The following is a 17811-nucleotide window of genomic DNA, read 5'->3' as shown; positions in this document are numbered from 1 at the left end:
CGAAGGGGTCCGCGCCACCGCGCCGACCCGCCGGACGGGCCTCGGCCTCGTCGGATCCGGCCTCAACCCACCGGCTCCTTGACCGCCTCGCGGTCCCCCGCGGGCGCGGCCTCCGCGGGCTGCCGCTTCTCCTGCCCCTTCCTGGGGAGGAGGAAGCCCACGATCACCGTCCCGACGCCGAGGACCACCGCTCCGACCAGGCTGGTGTGCGCCACCGCGTCGGAGAACGCCGAGCCCACCGCGTGCTTCATCTGCTCGGCGCCCTGGGCGAGTTCGCCCGCCTGGGCCTTCAGCTCGGCGGCCTTCTGGGGCGTGGTGCCGGGCGCCGCGGCCTGCTCGGCGAGCTTGCGGGCCTGGCCGCCGATGGCCTGGGCGACGCCTCCGCCCGCGCCCACGGAGTCCTGCGCCTGCTCCAGGGCGGACGCCGGCAGCTTGCTGCCCTTGGTCTCGTCGGCGAGCCCGTCGGCGTAGGAGGTGGCGAGCACCGAGCCGAGGACGGCGATGCCGAGGGAGCCGCCGAGTTCGAGCGAGGTGTCGTTGACGGCGCCGCCGACGCCGAGTTCGGACTCCGGGAAGGCGCCCATGATGGCGTCCGTGCACGGCGAGACGGCGAAGCCGAGGGACACGCCGAGGATGATCAGCGAGGGGACGAAGTCGCCGTAGGTGGAGCCCGCGTCGGTGGCCGTGAGCAGGGCGAGGGCCGTGGTGCCGCCGACCATGCCCGCCGTGACCATGACCTTCGCGCCGAGGCGCGGGGTGAGGAAGCCGGTGAGCGCCGAGCCGACGAACACCGCTCCGGCCAGCGGCAGCATGCGGACGCCGGTCTCCAGCGGGTCGTACCGGAGGACGAACTGGAGGTGCTGGGTGAGGTAGAGGAAGGCGCCGAAGACCGCCACGAAGAACAGGGCGACGGCGAGGTTCGCGCCGGAGAAGCCGCGCTCGGCGAACTTCCGTACGTCCAGGACGGGGCGCGGGTGCCGCAGCTCCCAGACGACGAACAGGGCGAGGCCCACGGCGGCGATCACGGCCGCCGTCACCGCGCTCGCGCCCCAGCCGAAGCCCGGACCCTCGATGATCATGTAGATGAGCGCGCCGATCCAGACGACGGAGAGCAGCCCTCCCACGTAGTCGATGCGGCCCGTGGTCGCGGCCTTCGACGGCGGTACGAGGACGAAGGCGCCGAGGATCGCGACGGCGGCCACCGGGATGTCGATGAGGAAGGTCGAGGCCCAGCCGTAGTGCTCCAGGAGGGCGCCCGCGATCAGGGGTCCGGCGGCGATGGCGATGCCGGACGTGGCCGCCCACAGCGTGATCGCCTTGGCCCGCTCCTCGCGCGGGAACGTCGAGGCGAGCAGGGAGAGCGTGGCAGGCATGATCATGGCCGCGCCGACGCCCATCACCGCGCGGGCGGCGATGACGGCGGTCGAGCTGTCCGAGAGCGCCCCGGCCGCGGCGCCCGCACTCAGCACCACGAGCCCGAGGACGAGGGCGCCCCGCCTGCTGTACTTGTCGCCGATGGCGCCGAACAGCAGCATCAGGGCGGCGTACGGGACGGTGTACGCGTCGATGACCCACTGCAGGTCGGAGCTGGACAGGTCGAGGTCGTGGGTCATGTCCGGGGCCGCGACCGTGAGCGCCGTGTTCGCCATGACGGCGATCAGCAGACTCAGGCACAGCACGGCGAGCGCCCACCAGCGGCGGGCGTAGGGCCGGTCCATCCGCTCGACCGGCTCCTTGATCAGCAAAGGCATCGGGTCCACCCCTCGCAAGAATGTCGCCAGCGCAGATCTTGCACAGCGCTGTGCAATTGCACGTCCTTGTGCAATGTACGCGATGAGCGACCGTGTTGCACATCGCTGTGCAATTACCTGCCGGGCGGCAGAATGAGCCCATGAGCCGTACGCAGCCGACGCCGACGCCGTCCGGGCCCTCCACGGGTCCCTCCGGGGGCCCCTCGGCCGGACCCTCCGCCGGGGCCGCCGCCGCACCCGTGGCCACGCCCGCCACCGCGCCCGTCGCCGGACCCGCCACCGCGCCCGCCGCCGTGTCCGCCGCGCAGGCCCGCGCCGACGCCAACCGGCGCCGCATCCTGGACGTCGCCTTCGCCGAGCTGACCCGGGACCCGGACGCGTCCATGGACCAGATCGCGCGCGCCGCCGGTGTCGTACGCCGGACCGTGTACGGCCACTTCCCGAGCCGCGACGCCCTGGTCACCGCGATCCTCGACGAGGCCGTCGAGGCGGTCACCGCCGCGCACGCCGCCGGGTACGAGGGCGTGGACGACCCGCCCCGCGCGGTCGCCAGCGCGATGCTCGCCGTCTGGGACGTCACCGACCGCTACCGCCTGCTGATCTCCCTCGCGCAGCGCGCCATCGCCATGGAGGGCATCCGCGAACGCCTCGCCCCCGTCCACGAGCGCGGCACCGCGATGCTCCAACGGGGCCTGGACGAGGGCCGGTTCGTCTCCCCGATGCCCGCGAACGCCCTCGCCTACGTCGTCGAGAACATCATGTTCGCCCTGATGGAGACCGTGAACGACGGCCTGATTCCGGCGGAGGAGGCCGGACCGGCGGCGGCGGTCACGTTCCTGTGCGCGGCGGGGTTGCCTCCGGCGGAGGCGGAGGCGCTGGTGGCCGAGGTGGCCGCCGAGCAGGTGCCGGGGGTGGCGGGGCGGGCGTCGGAGCCGGGCGCCTGACTCCCCCACCCACCCGCCCTCACCCCTTGCGGGGCAGCGTGGCGCGGACGGTCTTGCCCTGCCCGTCCCGGCGGAACCACTCCAGCTCGCGGACGAGCTGACGCACGACGACCAGCCCCCGACCGCCCTCGCCGGATGCGGCACCCCCGCCCTCGAACGCGGGGAACTCCCGCCTCGGGTCCGACACGTCGACGATCAGCTCGTCGTCCTCGGCGAGGGCGAGCCGCAGCCAGAGGTGGTGGCCGGTCACCTTGCCGTGCCGGGCGGCGTTGGCGACGAGTTCGGAGACGACGAGGACGGCGTCGTCGAGGTCGCCCCGCCATTGCCAGGCGGCAAGCCGGAGACGGGAGTGCTGTCGGGCGAGGCGGGCGGAGGCGGGGGTGAGGGGGTAACTGGCGAACCAGTTGCGGGTGGGCAGAGCGGTGGGGTTGGTCATGGGTCTACGGTCGCGAGTCGGCGCGTTCGGGTTCAATCGAATGCCACCTGATTAATCAGTGAGTTGAGAATTGGACTATGCGCGGATGTGCACAAACGGCTGCGCGACCGGCGGACAGGGCGCCACACTCGGCGGACGGGGCCGAGTGGCACGTACAACGGCGCACAGGTGGTGCACATGGCAGCGAAACGTGGACGGACGGTTCAGCGACTCGAACTGGGCCTGCAGCTCAGGCAATTGAGGGAGACCTGCGGGCTGGGCGATCGCGGTGGCGGCTTCACCCGGAAGCAGGCGGCCCAGGGGCTGCGCATCTCCGAGGCGTCTTTGCAACGCATCGAGAACGGCGACCTCAACTTCCGCAACGTGGGCGACCTGCGGAAGCTCCTGGACAAGTACGGGGTGACTGACGAGGACGTGATCGAGGCTCTGATCAGCCTCAACCGTGACTCGTCCCGCCAGGACTGGCTGACCCAGTACCGAGGCCTGATGCCCGCCGGGATGCCGGGCTTTGTCGGCCTGGAGCCCGAGGCGCGCAGCATGAAGGCGTACCACCCCACGCTGGTGTACGGCCTCCTCCAGACCGAGGGCTACGCCCAAGCGATCCACGAGGTCGAGAAGCCGATCGAGGAGACCACGTCCGAACTCATCCGTAGCAGCGTGAGCTTGCGGATGAGGCAGCAGGAGATCCTGACGCGAGAGAACCCGGTCCGGCTGCACGTCATCCTCGGCGAGGCCGCCTTGCGGTACCCCGTCGGTGGCGCCGAGGTGATGCGCGAGCAGTACGCGAAAATCGCCGAGCTGACGTCTTGGAGCCATGTCACGATTCAGGTGCTGCCGTTCCGCACGGGCTACCGGTCCGCGAGCGACTTCGCGATCCTCCAACTCGGCGACCAGCTGCCCCCGCGAGTTCAGATCGACAACGCGTGGGGGGCCGTGTCCACCTCGGACAAGCCCCGCGAGGTGGACCGCTTCACCCGTCGGTTCGACGCCATGGTTGCCTCGGCCCTGCCGCCGGAGGACACCGCCCGCTTCGTGACCGAACTAGCGAAAGAGCTGAAACCCGATGAGCACGCGTCCCCAGACCGCGCCCGAACTCGCCCCTGAGACTGCATGGTTCAAGTCGTCGTACAGCGGCGGCACAGGCAACAACTGCCTGGAGGCCGCCGACCTCACCCCCCACCCCGCCGGAGGCGTAGGCATACGTGACTCCAAGAACCCCGACGGCCCCGCCCTCCTCCTCGGGCGCACCGCCTGGACGGCGTTCCTGACGTCGGTCGTCCGGGCCTGAGTACCCGTACTCAGAACCCGTGATGACCGAAACGGACCGGGCACACGCGCGCGAAGCCGTACGGTACAAGTCGATCAATGCAACGTCGCAGTGGCACACGCACGTTGCCCGACGGCACGGGGACCAGAACGGGGAAGAGCGCGGATGGCATGGGAGGAGTGGGAGCAGCTCAAAGCCGAAGCGGCCGAGCAGCACACCGCACGAATGCAACTGAACCAGGCAGAGCCCGACTCCGGGGTCAACACCGGAGACCTGGTGTCGAACAAGCGGGCCTGGGCCAAGGCGGGCCATGACGTCGGCTCGCTGCGCGAGGGAATCGGCAAGGCGCTCGATCAGCTCTCCGACGGCCAGACCGGCCTGGGAGCGGACACGGGCTGCCGGACGGCGGGCGCCCAGAAGGAGGTCCACGCCTCCTGGGAACGCTACGTCAAGGCCGTGAGCCGCCGTTGCGGAACACTCGCGGGGCTCCTGGAGAAGGCCGGCAACGAGCAGTTGAAGACCGACGATTCGGTCAGGGCCGCGCTCGGCAATCTGAGGATCGCGTACGACGACACGCCCGCGATCGGCGGACAGGGCAAGGGGCGGTAGTCGGACGTCATGGACCTCGCGACACTCAAAGCCCTCAAGCCGAACGAGTACGCGGAGGCGGCCAACGGATACCGCCGCACGTCGGACATGGCACGGGCGGCCCACGACCGCGTCGGGACGCAGATCGCCGCGGCCATGCGGAAGTCGTTGAAGGGCGAGGCCGCGTCGGCGGCGATCAAGCAACTGGCGGAGCTGGGGAAGAACTTCCACTACGTCCAGACGGAGTGCGGCCTCGTCGGTTCGGCGCTCGACGCGTTCTCGTACGAGATGGAAGCGGCCAAGAAGAAGCTCGACGCGGCGTTGGCGGACGCCAAGGCCGGGGGCCTCACCGTGCACGCCGACGGCTCGGTCGGCTATCCGCCGGGCGGCGACAAGGACAAGGACGGCAGGACGCCGGAGGGCGGCACAGCCACCGGCCTGACGGATGAGACCGCCTCGGCCGTCGGCCGCCAGGCGGCCAACTTCAACCCGAACCCCAAGGCGCGCCTCGCCCAGGACTGCGCGGACACCATCGCCAGGGCCCTCAAGGAAGCGACGGAGGCCGACGCGAAGTGGGCGCCGAAGGTGCGGGCGCTCAAGGCCGACGACGACCTGACGGTCAGCGCCAAGGACTGGGCCGACGCCGGTTCGGACACCCGGGGCGTGAACGCGGCGGGCAAGGAGTACCTCGACTCGATGCCGCAGCCGCCCAAGAACGGCGACCCGAAGGCCAACGCCGAGTGGTGGAAGGGCCTCGACGCCGACGAACGGTCGGCGTGGGTCGCCATGCGCCCGGACTCCGTCGGAAACCTGGACGGCCTGCCGTCCACGGTCCGCGACGAGGCGAACCGGATGGTCCTCGCGGAGGCCCGCGGCAACGCGCAGGTCGAGTACGAGACCTGGCTCAAGAACAACCCGGCGCCCCCTCGGTACACGTCCTACATCAATCCCATGACCGGGACCGTCGAAGAGAGAGTCAAGGTCAGCAATCCCGCATGGGAGAAATGGGACGAGAGGCGAAAGAACGCCCACAAGCCCATCGACGGTATGGACGCGATTCAGACACGCTTCGACCAGTCCGGTGTGAAAGGCATGCCCGAGGCGTACTTGCTCGGATTCAGCGCCGAGGGGGACGGCCGCGCGATCGTCGCCAACGGGAACCCGGACACTGCGGATCACCAGGCGGTGTACGTACCGGGGACGAAAGCAGCACTCGGAAACATCGAGGGGGACATCGAACGTGGGGTGAAGGTATGGAACTCGGCCACCGCAAGATCAGACGGGGAATCCGTTTCCACCGTCACCTGGCTCGGATACGACGCGCCCGACGACGTGGTCAAGGACGCCACCTTCGAGCACTACGCGTACGACGGCGCACCGGCGCTCAACCGATTCTTGGATGGTCTTGAGACAACGCATACAGGCGACACGGCACCGCACCGCACCGTGATCGGCCATTCATACGGATCGACCCTGATCGGCTCGGCGGCGCAGACAGGGGACCTCAACTCCGACGACGTCGTCTTCGCCGGCAGCCCGGGCGCCAAAGTGTCGCATGCCGATCAGTTGGACGTGCCGAAGGGGCACGTGTGGAACGAGGATGCCAAGGGCGACCCCGTTCCGGAAGCCGGTCGCTTTCTGCACGGCGGAAGCGAGAGCATTTTCGAGGAGCCCAAGATTCCCAGCGATCCGGGTTTCGGGGCCAACCAGATGGCCACCGACACCGAAGGTCACAGCGGTTACTGGGATGAAGGCTCCAGAAGCCTGCAGAACCAGGCTCTGGTGGTGGTCGGAAAAGGCGAAGACGTGAAGTTGGTGGATCCGCCATCTGGACCTTCCGAAGAATTGATGCGCGCAAAGTAGGAGAGACCTTGACATGCAGGCAAGAACGCGCACATTCATTCTCGCCGTGCCCCTTGCACTCGCAGCTCTGACAGGATGCGGAATGAGTGACGATAAATCCGACGGCGTCCCGTTTGCGGGCACGAGCACCACACGTGACGCGTCCGATGCGATGGAGAAGACATCCAGCGGCATATACGACCTGATCGGCGTAAAGGGAAAGGCGTCGGAGAACTTCCCGGGAGTCACGGAGTGCGCAGGCAAGGACAGAAAGACACACTTCCGCATCTACCACCCCTGGAGCTTCCACCCCACATCGGCCAGCGATCTCGACGAAGCGATGGAGCGACTCAAGAGGGAACTGCCGAAGCACGGATGGAAGATCGTCGAATACGGCCCTGACACCAGCAGGAACAAAAATATCAACCTGACCGCCGACAACGACAAGAAGAAGGTCAGCGTAAACATCGTCAAAATGGCAAAAAGTGACCGGCCGAGCTTGAGCCTGGACCTCGTGTCCGGCTGCTACCGGGTCCCGGACGGCCAGAAGGTCGACCTGTACCCCTCCTGAAAGCCCGGGGCCCTGCCGTCAGCAGACCGCAAGGCCCCGGCCGTTCACGTCCGGTACTCCACCAGCACCGGCGTCTCCCCGTACATCACCCGCTCCCCCGCCCGAACCCGCTGCACCCCGCCGTCCATCCGCCGCAGCCGATGAGCCCCCTCATCCAACTCGGCTTCGGCACGCCCGTGTTGGGTCCAGCGGATCGCCAGGCGCGGGCCCGCCGGGTCGGGCTCGCGGGTTCCGCCGGGACGGAAGACGCACTCGTAGACGCCGGGCGGGAGGCCGACTCCGGTGCCCTTGCCGCAGGACGTGATCTGTTGGTCGGCCAGCCAGGCGTGGAGGCGGCCGATGCGGCGGCCCGGCTCCGCGGGCGGGCCGCCCACGGGCTGGACGACCAGGGGAATGTTCCTGCCGCCCCAGGCGTAGAAGTACATCCGTTCGACGAAGGACTTACGGGCGTAGAGGCCGACCAGGTAGAAGCGCACGGCGTAGTCGTTGGCGCGCCGGGCGGAGAGGCGCGCGCCGTCGTCGACCTCCGCGCCCGGACCGGTGTTCCACACGCGCCGGCCCTGGTCGTTCCTGCGGAAGACGTCCTCGACCTTCGCCGCGAGTTCGATGATCTCCTCGGGCGGCCCGTCGGCCCGGCGCGGGTGCAGCTTGAGCGCCGCGGTGTCGCAGAACTCGTACGCCCCGGTGCGCACGAACTTCGCGAGCAGTTCCCTGCCCTCGGCCTCCCACAGCTTGCCGAAGGAGGGGCACGCGAGTTTCGCGTCCGGGTCGACGCGCCGGATGATCCGTGCCGCCCCGCGCACCATCTCGGCCAGCGTGGCCATGCTCCCGGTGTAGTGGGACGTGGCCCCCGCGCTGTCCCAGAGTTCGTACGCCCCGATCCGGGAGCGGTAGCGGGTGGCGACCTTCTCGACGAAGTGCTCCCAGTCGGCCAGATCGTCGGGGGGCGCGGCGCGCGAGTCGTCGTGGTACGGCGTCTTCGGCCCTTCGGGAGCCGCCCAGCCCGGGGTGCCGCCGAACACGAAGAGGATGGGCAGGCGCTCCCGTTCGGCGCCCCGCACCGTGCGCTCCAGGATCCTCCAGTCGAACTTCCCGCGCTCCGGCTCGACTTGGGCCCAGCGCGTCTCGCTCTCCCACAGCCTGACCCCACCGACGTCGAAGTCCGGCATGAGGCCGGTGTCGGTGTTCATCGTCATGCCGAAGAACTCGCGGTCCAGCGGCTTGGGCGCCAGGGCCCAGTACGGGCCGTCGATCCGCTGGCCGGAGGAGCGGTCGACCGTGCCGCCGCCGCTCCCTGGGCCACCGCCCCCCGTGCCGCCGCTCGCCGTGGCGCCCCCGCCTTCACCGCCCGGGTCCGGCCGTCCGTCGAAGGTCACGACGCTCACCACGGCGACGGCCACGACCATGGCGAGCAGGAGGGTGCGTAAGCGTCGCGGGGGGAGGGGGATCGACCGCCGGGTGGTCCGTGCGGCGGGCTCCGCTGCGGCCGACGAGGCGGGCGGTTCGGCGGGCGAGCCGGCCTCCCCCGACGGGGCCTCCCCCGACACTGCCTCGCCCGACGCCGCCTCCGCCTCCGCCCGCGCCCACGCCCCGTACAGCCGGTCCAGCTCCCCCTGCCCCGCCCCGCACACCCGTGCGATCCGCTCGACCGTGCCGAAGCTCGCGGGCACGGTCAGGCCCTGGCAGTAGCGGTGCACGGAGGAGCGGCTCAGGCCGGTGCGGCTCGCGAGAGCCGTGTAGCTGCGGCCACTGCGCTCCTTCAACTCCTGTAGAAGATCGGCCAGTTCGTGAGTCTCGCTCATGGGCTCGCCCCCGGTGTCCGTCCCACAGCGGCAGAACATAGCAGGCAGGGCGGATTCGGGCGTCCCATCGTCCCAGCGGGACGCGTCCTGCTTGCCGTCGGCACGTGTCGTCGAGATCGTCGTCCGTGTCGCCGTTCGGGGGATCGGCGACCGCTCGACACCATCGGGGGAACACACCGTGCTGCGCGTCCACTTCACCGCCACCGACCTCGTCCGCACCCGGGTCTCCGACGGGGCCGATCCGCTCTGGGAGACCGTCCTCAGCCTGCACCGGCTCCAGGACCGGCATCCCGATCCGGCCCTGCCCGTCCGTCGCCGTTCAGGGCACGGCGACGGACGGGGTCCGCACGGACGGGGTCCGCTCGCCATGCTCCTGCCGCTCGTGCCGCGACGCGGCTACTTCCCGGACTTCCTCACGCCACCCGCCGCGGCGGCCGGAGTCGAACCCGGCCTGGAGGCGCTGATGTCCACGCCCCGCACCCGGCTGCGCGCCGAGCTGACCGTCCTCGCCGACCGCAACCCGCTGCCGTCGTGGACCCGTTCCCTCGCCGACGGCGAACCCACCACCCTGCGCCGCCTCGCCCGCGCCCTGCGCACCTACCACCACAGCACGCTCGGCCCCCTCTGGCCCCGCGTCACCCGCCGCGCGCACACCGACCGCGCCCTGCGCCTGCACGCCCTGTGGCACGGCGGCGCGGAGGCGATGCTGCGGACGTACGGCCCGTCGATGCGGTGGCGGTCGCCGGTGCTCGAAGTCGCGTACCCGGTCGACCGGGACCTGCGTCTCGACGGGCGCGGGCTGCTCCTGGTGCCGTCGTGCTTCGCCCGCAGCCCGGTCGCCCTCGCGGACACCGCGCTGCCGCCGACGCTCGTCTATCCGGCCCGCGCGCCCAAGGCCGACGCGGCCAAGCCCGCGTACCAGGGCCTGGCGCCCCTGCTCGGCCACACCCGGGCCGCCGTCCTCCAGGCCCTCGGCGGCGACCCCACCACCACGGAACTGGCCCGCCGGGCCGGGGTCTCCCTCTCCTCGGCGAGCGAACACGCCGCCGTCCTGCGCGAGGCGGGCCTGGTGGCCAGCGTCCGCCAGAGCAACGCGGTACGCCACGTCCTGACACCTTTGGGCTCGGCGCTGCTGCGAGAGAACAGCCCGTCCGGCGTTTGAGGACGAGGCCGCAGGCCGATCCGGCCCCGGCCCCGTCCAAGGGCCACGTCCCGTCAGACCTTGACGGCGTCCACCTCATCCACCGGCCGCCCCGGCGCAACCACGGACTCCTTCTCAAGGGAAGCCCCCACGCCCCCGTGGCCATCGTCAAGAAGCGTCCGCTCGTCGAACGGAATCTTGCCGTCGAGGACGGCACCGACCCGCTCCCGGTCGACCTCCTTCGTCCACGTACCGATCAACAACGTAGCCACCGCGTTGCCGGCGAAGTTCGTCAGCGCCCGCGCCTCACTCATGAAGCGGTCGACGCCGATGATGAGGCCGACGCCGTCGACGAGGGCGGGCTTGTGGGACTGAAGGCCGCTGGCCAGGACCGCGATGCCCGAGCCGGAGACGCCCGCCGCGCCCTTGGACGCGATCATCATGAACAGGAGCAGCGAGATCTGCTCGCCGACGCCGAGCGGCTGGTCCATCGCGTCGGCGATGAACAGCGAGGCCATCGTCAGATAGATCATCGTGCCGTCGAGGTTGAAGGAGTACCCGGTGGGGACGGTGATGCCGACGACCGGGCGACTCACGCCCAGGTGCTCCATCTTCGCGATGAGCCGCGGCAGCGCGGACTCGGACGAGGAGGTGGAGAGGATCAGCAGGAACTCGCGGCCCAGGTAGCGGAGCAGCTTGAAGAGGTTCACGCCGGTCGCCAGGCGCAGCAGCGTGCCGAGCACCACGAGGATGAACAGGGCACAGGTGACGTAGAAGCCGATCATGATGGTGGCGAGCGCCTTGAGCGCGTCCGTGCCGGTCTCGCCGATCACCGCGGCCATCGCGCCGAACGCGCCGATCGGTGCCGCCCACATGATCATGCCGAGGATGCGGAAGACCAGCTTCTGGATGTGCCCCACGCCACGGAGGATCGGCTCGCCCGTCTTGCCCATGGCCTGAAGCGCGAAGCCGACGAGGAGGGCGACGAGGAGGGTCTGGAGGACCTCGCCCTCGGTGAAGGCGGAGACCATCGTCTTGGGGATGATGCCGAGCGCGAAGTCGACCAGGCCCTTGTCCGCCTCGTCGGCGGCGGTGTGGCCCGCCTTCTTGTCCGACGAGGTCAGGTCCATGCCGTCGCCGGGGTGCAGGATGTTGCCGACGATCAGGCCGATGGCGAGTGCGACCACGGACATCGCGACGAAGTAGGCGAGCGCGAGCCCGCCGACCTTGCCGACCTTGGCCGCCTGCCGGACCGAGCCCACGCCGAGAACGATCGTGCAGAAGATGATCGGCGAGATCATCATCTTGATCAGGTTCACGAAGCCCGTGCCGATGGGCTTGAGCTCCTTGGCGAAGTCCGGCGCGATGAAGCCGACGGCGATACCGATGAGTACGGCGCCGATGACGGCGATGTACAGGTAGTGGGTCCGGTCCCGTTTCGCGGGCGGTGCGCCCGTTGTGGCGGTGTCGGCCGCCGTCTGTCCCTCTGCCACGGGGTGCCTCCTTGGGCTACGTACGCTGCGTACGACTGGCGTCTGCGTCCTCGCTAGTCGTGCGGCTCACGTCCTGGCGATTCCGGGTGACTATCTCCCGGCCTGTGACGGCGGTCACGGTTACGTTCATTTAGTTCGCACATACACGTCACGGCAGACTGGCAATATGCCCCAGGCCCCCCGACCAGCCCGAGCACCCCGCTCGTCGCGCTCGCCCCGCCGACCCCGAGGCCCCCGCAGCCTCGCCGGTCAGCTCTTCGCGATGCAGGTGGTCCTGGTGGCGGTCGTGGTCGCGGGCTGCGCCCTGTTCACGTACCTGAGCGACCGGCACCAGGCGGAGGAGGCCGCGCTCCGGCAGGCCACGGCGGCGGCCCGGGCGGTGGCGGACGCGCCCTCGGTGCGCGAGGCGATCCGCGGCGAGGACCCGTCCCGCACCCTCCAGCCGTACGCCACCGACGTGCAGCGGCACACCGGCGTCGACTTCGTGACGATCATGGACCCGCGGGGCATCCGCTGGACCCACCCCGACCCCGACCGCATCGGCGAGCGCTTCCTCGGCCACACCGCGGAGGCCCTGCGCGGGCAGACCTTCACCGAGATCTACACCGGCACCCTCGGCCCGTCCGCCCGCGTGGTCACGCCCGTCCGCGACGGCGGCGACGAGCGGCGCGGCGACAACGGCCGCATCGTCGGCCTGGTCAGCGCGGGCATCACCATCGACGCGATCAGCGAGAAGGCCCGCGGCCAGCTCCTCGCCCTGCTCGGCGTCGCGGTGGCCGCGCTCGCCCTCGGCGCCGTCGGCACGTACGTGATCAACGCCCGGCTCCGCCGCTCCACCCACGGCATGAACGCCGCCGAGCTGAGCCGCATGCACGACTACCACGAGGCCGCGCTGCACGCCGTCCGCGAGGGACTGCTCATGCTCGACGGGCGGCGCCGCGTCGCCCTCATCAACGACGGCGCCCGCGAGCTGCTCGGCGCGCCCGAGGGTGTCGTCGGCCGGTACGTCACCGACCTCGGGCTGCCCGCGCCGCTCACCGGCGCGCTGCTCGACACCCGGCCGCGGGTGGACGAGGTGCATCTGACGGCCGACCGGGTCCTGGTCGTGAACACCTCGCCCGTGTCGGGCGGCGACCGCAAGGGCACCGTGGTGACCCTCCGCGACCACACCGAACTCCAGGCGCTCGCGGGCGAGTTGAGCTCCGAGCGCGGCTTCACCCGGGCCCTGCGCTCGCAGGCCCACGAGGCCGCGAACCGGCTGCACACCGTGGTGTCCCTGATCGAGCTTGGCCGCGCCGACGAAGCCGTGGAGTTCGCCACCGCCGAGCTTGAGCTGGCCCAGGCCCTCACCGACCAGGTCGTCGCCGCCGTCAACGAACCCGTCCTCGCCGCCCTCCTCCTCGGCAAGGCGGCCCAGGCCAACGAGCACGGCGTGGAGCTGGTCGTCTCCGCCGACACCAGCGTCGACGACGGCATGCTCCCCACCGGCCTGCCGCCCCGCGACCTGGTCACCATCCTCGGCAACCTCGTCGACAACGCCGTGGACGCCGCCCAGGGCTCCCCCTCGGCCCGCGTCACGGTGACGGTCCGCGCGGAGTCCGGCGGCCTGCTCCTACGGGTCACGGACACCGGCCCGGGCGTCGACCCGGACCGGCGGGAATCGGTCTTCCAGCACGGCTGGAGCACCAAGGCCGACTCAGGACGCGGCCTCGGCCTCTCCCTGGTCCACCAGACGGTCACCCGCCACCACGGCACGCTGACCTTGACGGAACCGGAGGGGGGCGGTGCAGAGTTCACGGCGACACTCCCGCTCACCGCCGTTCCCTCAGGCGCCCACCCCGGCGGGCGCACCGAAGGAAAGGCCGGCAGATGACCGACCCCCAGCCCATCCGGGTCCTCGTCGTCGAGGACGACCCCGTCGCGGCCGACGCCCACGTCCTCTACGTGAACCGCGTGCAGGGCTTCGAGGTGACCGCCACCGCCCACACCGCCGCCGAGGCCCGCAGAGCCCTCGACAGAACTCCCGTCGACCTGATCCTCCTCGACCTGAACCTCCCCGACGGCCACGGCCTGGCCCTCGCCCGCACCCTCCGCGCGGCGGGCCACCGCGCCGACGTCATCGCGGTCACCTCGGCCCGCGACCTCGCGGTGGTCCGCGAGGGCGTCTCCCTGGGCGTGGTCCAGTACGTCCTGAAACCCTTCACGTTCGCGACCCTCCGCGACCGCCTCACCCGCTACGCGGAATTCCGCACCGCCGCAGGCGAGGCGACGGGCCAGGACGAGGTCGACCGCGCCCTCGCGACGCTCCGCGCCCCCGCCCCCGCCGCACTGCCGAAGGGCCTCAGCGGCCCCACCCTGGAGAAGGTGACCCGCACCCTCCAGGACGCGGCCCCCGACGGCCTCACCGCCGCGGCCACAGCGGACACCACGGGCCTGTCCCGCATCACGGCCCGCCGCTACCTGGAGCACCTGGTGACGACGGGCCGCGCCGCCCGCAGCCCCCAGTACGGCCACGTGGGCCGCCCGGAGCTGATCTACCGCTGGCTCCCGCCGTCCTGACCGCCGCACCGCGGACCCCGTACGACACCCCCGCCCGGCCGTCCTGATCAACGCCCGCGGGACCCCAAACCCCCACCCCATAACAACGTTGTCACGTTACTGACAAGCGTCAACGCACAGCCGCCGCAACCCCGTTGCAAGGGCATTGACCTTGCTCCGAGCCCGCGCTTACGTTCACCGGCAGCAGCCCCGCGCGGCAGCGCCTCCGCGCCGCCGTGCGTGCCGCGTCGGACCGTAGGAGGTCGTGCCCGTGCGCCCCACCGCTCCCGCCCCTCTGCTCCTGGCAGCCGTGCTCGCCGCCTCCACCCTGACCGCCTGCGGCGGCGGCTCCGGCGACGACCCGGACACCGTGAAGGTCTCGTACAAGCAGTCCATGGACAACAAGATCCGGGTGATGGACGACTACCTGGAGTCGATGAAGAAACAGTTCGAGAAGGCGAACCCCGGCAAGAAGATCAAACTGGTGCCGATCAAGGCGCCGGACGCCGAGTACTACACGAAGGTGCAGCAGATGCTGCGCTCGCCGAAGACCGCGCCCGACCTGGTCTACGAGGACACCTTCCTCATCAACTCCGACATCACCAGCGGGTACTTGAAGCCGCTCGACCCCTATCTGGAGAAGTGGAAGGAGTGGCCGAAGTTCATCGACACGGCCAAGGCGGCGGCGAAGGCGGAGGACGGCAAGACGTACGGCGTGCCGGACGGCACGGACACCCGCGGCCTCTGGTTCGACAAGGACATCTTCGAGAAGGCGGGCCTGCCCGCGAACTGGCAGCCGAAGAACTGGGACGAGATCCTGGACGCGGCCCGCACCATCAAGGAGAAGGTCCCCGACGTCGTCCCGCTGAACGTCTACACCGGCAAACCCGGCGGTGAGACGTCGTCCATGCAGGGCATGGAGATGCTCCTGTACGGCACGGGCGAGAACCCGCTGTACGACCCGAAGGCGAAGAAGTGGGTGGTGGGCAGCCAGGGCTTCAAGGACTCCCTGAAGTTCGTGGAGACCGTCTACAAGGAGAAGCTCGGCCCGGACGTCGAGGACGCCCTCGACCCGAACATGGCGACGCGGGTGCGCGGCGAGTTCCTGCCCAAGGGCAAGCTCGGCATCAACCTCGACGGCTCCTGGCTGCCGCAGGACTGGCTGCCGGGCTCGGGGCACGAATGGCCCGAGTGGTCCAAGGAGTTGGGGCTCGCGGCGATGCCCACGCAGCACGGGCAGGCGCCCGGCAAGGTGAGCATGTCCGGCGGCTGGACCTGGGCGATCCCGTCGAAGGCGGGCAACCCCGACCTCGCGTTCAAGTTCATCGAGACGATGCAGACCAAGGAGAACGCGAAGAAGTGGTACATCGCGAACTCCGGCATCTCGGTGCGCGAGGACGTCGCGAAGGACCCGGCGTACGTGAAGGCGCAGCCCGGCATCAAGTTCTTCACCGACCTGGTCGCGTCCACGCACTACCGCCCGGCGTTCCCGGCGTACCCGAAGGTGTCGACGGCGATGCAGGAGGCCATGGAGCAGGTCACGACGGGGGACGGCTCGGTGGACAAGGCGGCGGGCGGCTATGACGACGAGGTCGAGTCGGCGACCGACGGCAAGGTGATCGAGAAGTGACGGCTCCCCCGGGCCACCGGCGGCTCGCCCGCTCGCTGGCCCGGGCCCTGCCGGTGTCGCCCGCGGTCGTCCTGATGGCCCTGTTCCTCGCGGGCCCGATCGGCTACTGCGCGTACATCGCCTTCACGGACCTCCAGCTCACCGGCCAGGCCCACGAGTCCTTCGTGGGCTTCGAGAACTTCCGGACGGCGTTCGGCGACGAGGACTTCATCAACGCGGTCTGGCTGACGCTGGTCTTCACGTTCCTGTCGTCGATCGTCGGCCAGAACACGCTGGGCCTGGCCCTCGCCAGCCTGATGCAGCGGGCGTCCAAGACGGTCCGCACGACCACCGGGGCGGTCGTCGTCACGGCGTGGGTGCTCCCCGAGGTCGTGGCGGGCTTCCTGCTCTACGCCTTCTTCCGCCGCGACGGCACCCTCAACGCCGTCCTGGACTTCCTCCATCTGCCGTCCCAGAACTGGCTGTACACCCTGCCGATCCTCGCGGTGTCGTTCGCCAACGTCTGGCGCGGCACGGCCTTCTCGATGCTCGTGTACTCCGCCGCCCTCAACGAGATCCCCAAGGAGATCACCGAGGCCGCGGAGGTCGACGGCGCGAGCGGCTGGCGCCGCATGTGGCACATCACGCTCCCCATGATCCGCCGCTCCATCGGCACGAACCTGATGCTCAACACCCTCCAGACCCTGTCGGTCTTCGGCCTGATCTGGGTGATGACGCGCGGCGGCCCGGGCAACCGCAGCCAGACCCTCCCGCTGTTCATGTACGAGCAGGCCTTCCAGAAGAGCATGATCGGCTACGGCACCGCGGTGGCCCTGCTCCTGCTCCTGGTCGGATCCCTGTTCTCGCTCGTCTACATGCGCCTGCTGCGCACGGAGGTCTGAGTGTCGTCCACACCGTCCGCACGCCGCACGCGAAGCCGCAGACTGGCCGCGAACATCGGCCTGTTGACCGTCGCCGCGACCTTCGCGGTGCCGCTCGCCTGGGTGGTCCTCTCCGCCCTCGACCCCAAGGCCGACGTGGGCATGAAGACCCCCGACGGCATCACGCTCGACAACTTCGACGCGGTCCTCACCGACGAGATCACGTTCACGCCGATGCTCAACAGCCTGCTCCTGTGCGGCGGCGGCACCCTCCTGACCGTGGTGAGCGCGGCCCTCGCGGCGTACCCCCTGTCCCGCTACAGGTCCCGCCTGAACCGCCCGTTCATGCTCACCATCCTGTTCGCGACGAGCCTGCCCATCACCGCGATCATGGTCCCGGTGTACGCGCTGTTCGTCCGCGTCGACCTCATCGACACCATGCAGGGCACGATCTTCTTCTTCGCCGCGTCCCAGCTCCCGTTCGCCATCTGGCTGATGAAGAACTTCATGGACGGCGTCCCCAAGGAGCTGGAGGAGGCCGCCTGGACGGACGGCGCATCCCCCTTCCAGTCCCTGCTCCGCATCGTCCTGCCCCTGATGGGCCCTGGCGTGGCCGTCGTGACGGTCTTCTCCTTCGTCATGATGTGGGGCAACTTCTTCGTCCCCTTCATGCTGCTCCTGTCCCCCGACCAGATGCCGGCGGCGGTCAGCATCAACGACTTCTTCGGCTCCAAAGGCGCGATCATCTACGGCCAGCTGGCAGCGTTCTCCCTCATCTACTCCACACCCGTGATCCTGCTGTACGTCCTGGTGGCGCGGCGCTTGGGCGGGGGGTTCGCGTTGGGGGGTGCGGTCAAGGGCTGATACCCACACATAAAGGGGCGCATGGAGTGCGTGGAGGGCGCCCGCCCGCCGTACTTTCGTACGAGCCGCAGCCCTGTGTGAACA

At 70.2% G+C, this 17811-nt stretch carries 16 protein-coding genes; 12 read left to right on the top strand and 4 right to left on the bottom strand.

Annotation, left to right across the window (positions count from 1 at the left end):
* Positions 1 to 62: 62 nt before the first annotated feature.
* Positions 63 to 1751: an MFS transporter gene (locus OO63_RS30345; RefSeq protein ID WP_030362476.1), complete on the bottom strand. Its 1689-nt coding sequence runs from the start codon at positions 1749 to 1751 to the stop codon at positions 63 to 65.
* A 293-nt stretch (positions 1752 to 2044) separates the two neighbouring features.
* Between OO63_RS30345 and OO63_RS30340 the strand changes: the two genes are divergently transcribed.
* Positions 2045 to 2695 carry a TetR/AcrR family transcriptional regulator gene (locus OO63_RS30340; RefSeq protein WP_051811346.1) on the top strand — a complete coding sequence of 217 codons (651 nt, stop codon included), beginning with the start codon at positions 2045 to 2047 and terminating at the stop codon, positions 2693 to 2695.
* Between the two features lie 19 nt (positions 2696 to 2714).
* Here OO63_RS30340 and OO63_RS30335 read toward each other — a convergent pair whose 3' ends face one another.
* On the bottom strand, positions 2715 to 3131 hold the full coding sequence (locus OO63_RS30335) for an ATP-binding protein (protein ID WP_033264621.1): 417 nt from the start codon (positions 3129 to 3131) through the stop codon (positions 2715 to 2717).
* Between the two features lie 177 nt (positions 3132 to 3308).
* Here OO63_RS30335 and OO63_RS30330 point away from each other — a divergent pair, with 177 nt between their 5' ends.
* The 5 genes from OO63_RS30330 (at position 3309) to OO63_RS30310 (ending at position 7399) form a co-directional block, all read left to right on the top strand.
* The gene (locus tag OO63_RS30330; RefSeq protein WP_051811343.1) at positions 3309 to 4235 is read left to right on the top strand and encodes a helix-turn-helix domain-containing protein; all 927 of its coding nucleotides are present in this window, start codon (positions 3309 to 3311) and stop codon (positions 4233 to 4235) included.
* On the top strand, positions 4195 to 4419 hold the full coding sequence (locus OO63_RS30325; RefSeq protein ID WP_030362472.1) for a DUF397 domain-containing protein: 225 nt from the start codon (positions 4195 to 4197) through the stop codon (positions 4417 to 4419). The genes OO63_RS30330 and OO63_RS30325 overlap by 41 nt, the downstream gene beginning before the upstream one ends.
* Before the next feature lie 144 nt (positions 4420 to 4563).
* Positions 4564 to 5007 carry a hypothetical protein gene (locus OO63_RS30320; RefSeq protein ID WP_030362471.1) on the top strand — a complete coding sequence of 148 codons (444 nt, stop codon included), beginning with the start codon at positions 4564 to 4566 and terminating at the stop codon, positions 5005 to 5007.
* Between the two features lie 9 nt (positions 5008 to 5016).
* Positions 5017 to 6849, top strand: coding sequence for an alpha/beta hydrolase (locus OO63_RS30315; RefSeq protein WP_030362470.1), 1833 nt, complete (start codon positions 5017 to 5019; stop codon positions 6847 to 6849).
* A gap of 13 nt (positions 6850 to 6862) precedes the next feature.
* Positions 6863 to 7399, top strand: a complete 537-nt coding sequence (locus OO63_RS30310) for a hypothetical protein (protein WP_030362469.1) — start codon at positions 6863 to 6865, stop codon at positions 7397 to 7399.
* Between the two features lie 44 nt (positions 7400 to 7443).
* On the opposite strand, the gene OO63_RS30305 is transcribed toward OO63_RS30310, so the two are convergent.
* Positions 7444 to 9201, bottom strand: a complete 1758-nt coding sequence (locus OO63_RS30305) for a helix-turn-helix domain-containing protein (RefSeq protein WP_063750478.1) — start codon at positions 9199 to 9201, stop codon at positions 7444 to 7446.
* A gap of 91 nt (positions 9202 to 9292) precedes the next feature.
* Here OO63_RS30305 and OO63_RS30300 point away from each other — a divergent pair, with 91 nt between their 5' ends.
* Positions 9293 to 10363: an ArsR/SmtB family transcription factor gene (locus OO63_RS30300; RefSeq protein ID WP_234311395.1), complete on the top strand. Its 1071-nt coding sequence runs from the start codon at positions 9293 to 9295 to the stop codon at positions 10361 to 10363.
* Positions 10364 to 10416: 53 nt separating this feature from the next.
* Here OO63_RS30300 and OO63_RS30295 read toward each other — a convergent pair whose 3' ends face one another.
* A complete protein-coding gene (locus tag OO63_RS30295; RefSeq protein ID WP_033264620.1) occupies positions 10417 to 11835 on the bottom strand; it encodes a cation:dicarboxylate symporter family transporter in 1419 nt (472 codons plus the stop codon).
* Positions 11836 to 12097: 262 nt separating this feature from the next.
* Between OO63_RS30295 and OO63_RS30290 the strand changes: the two genes are divergently transcribed.
* The 5 genes from OO63_RS30290 to OO63_RS30270 all read left to right on the top strand — a co-directional run bounded on the left by OO63_RS30290 (position 12098) and on the right by OO63_RS30270 (position 17727).
* Positions 12098 to 13708: a sensor histidine kinase gene (locus OO63_RS30290; protein WP_078619462.1), complete on the top strand. Its 1611-nt coding sequence runs from the start codon at positions 12098 to 12100 to the stop codon at positions 13706 to 13708.
* Positions 13705 to 14394, top strand: a complete 690-nt coding sequence (locus tag OO63_RS30285) for a response regulator (RefSeq protein ID WP_030362464.1) — start codon at positions 13705 to 13707, stop codon at positions 14392 to 14394. Before OO63_RS30290 ends, OO63_RS30285 begins: the two co-directional genes overlap by 4 nt.
* Before the next feature lie 244 nt (positions 14395 to 14638).
* A complete protein-coding gene (locus tag OO63_RS30280) occupies positions 14639 to 16003 on the top strand; it encodes an extracellular solute-binding protein (protein WP_030362463.1) in 1365 nt (454 codons plus the stop codon).
* A gap of 74 nt (positions 16004 to 16077) precedes the next feature.
* A complete protein-coding gene (locus tag OO63_RS30275; RefSeq protein ID WP_234311398.1) occupies positions 16078 to 16884 on the top strand; it encodes a carbohydrate ABC transporter permease in 807 nt (268 codons plus the stop codon).
* A complete protein-coding gene (locus tag OO63_RS30270; RefSeq protein WP_030362461.1) occupies positions 16885 to 17727 on the top strand; it encodes a carbohydrate ABC transporter permease in 843 nt (280 codons plus the stop codon).
* Positions 17728 to 17811 lie beyond the last annotated feature (84 nt).

Source organism: Streptomyces alboflavus (genome assembly GCF_000716675.1).
Classification (GTDB): Bacteria; Actinomycetota; Actinomycetes; order Streptomycetales; family Streptomycetaceae; genus Streptomyces; species Streptomyces alboflavus.
This window is presented reverse-complemented; position numbering and strand designations above follow the sequence as displayed.

Bases quoted from the DNA above. Each gene is read 5' to 3' on its own strand.
- OO63_RS30325 (WP_030362472.1), top strand. From the start codon at position 4,195: ATGAGCACGCGTCCCCAGACCGCGCCCGAACTCGCCCCTGAGACTGCA.
- OO63_RS30330 (WP_051811343.1), top strand. From the start codon at position 3,309: ATGGCAGCGAAACGTGGACGGACGGTTCAGCGACTCGAACTGGGCCTG.
- OO63_RS30275 (WP_234311398.1), top strand. From the start codon at position 16,078: ATGGCCCTGTTCCTCGCGGGCCCGATCGGCTACTGCGCGTACATCGCC.
- OO63_RS30335 (WP_033264621.1), bottom strand. From the start codon at position 3,131: ATGACCAACCCCACCGCTCTGCCCACCCGCAACTGGTTCGCCAGTTAC.
- OO63_RS30315 (WP_030362470.1), top strand. From the start codon at position 5,017: ATGGACCTCGCGACACTCAAAGCCCTCAAGCCGAACGAGTACGCGGAG.
- OO63_RS30320 (WP_030362471.1), top strand. From the start codon at position 4,564: ATGGCATGGGAGGAGTGGGAGCAGCTCAAAGCCGAAGCGGCCGAGCAG.
- OO63_RS30305 (WP_063750478.1), bottom strand. From the start codon at position 9,201: ATGAGCGAGACTCACGAACTGGCCGATCTTCTACAGGAGTTGAAGGAG.
- OO63_RS30290 (WP_078619462.1), top strand. From the start codon at position 12,098: ATGCAGGTGGTCCTGGTGGCGGTCGTGGTCGCGGGCTGCGCCCTGTTC.
- OO63_RS30310 (WP_030362469.1), top strand. From the start codon at position 6,863: ATGCAGGCAAGAACGCGCACATTCATTCTCGCCGTGCCCCTTGCACTC.
- OO63_RS30345 (WP_030362476.1), bottom strand. From the start codon at position 1,751: ATGCCTTTGCTGATCAAGGAGCCGGTCGAGCGGATGGACCGGCCCTAC.
- OO63_RS30285 (WP_030362464.1), top strand. From the start codon at position 13,705: ATGACCGACCCCCAGCCCATCCGGGTCCTCGTCGTCGAGGACGACCCC.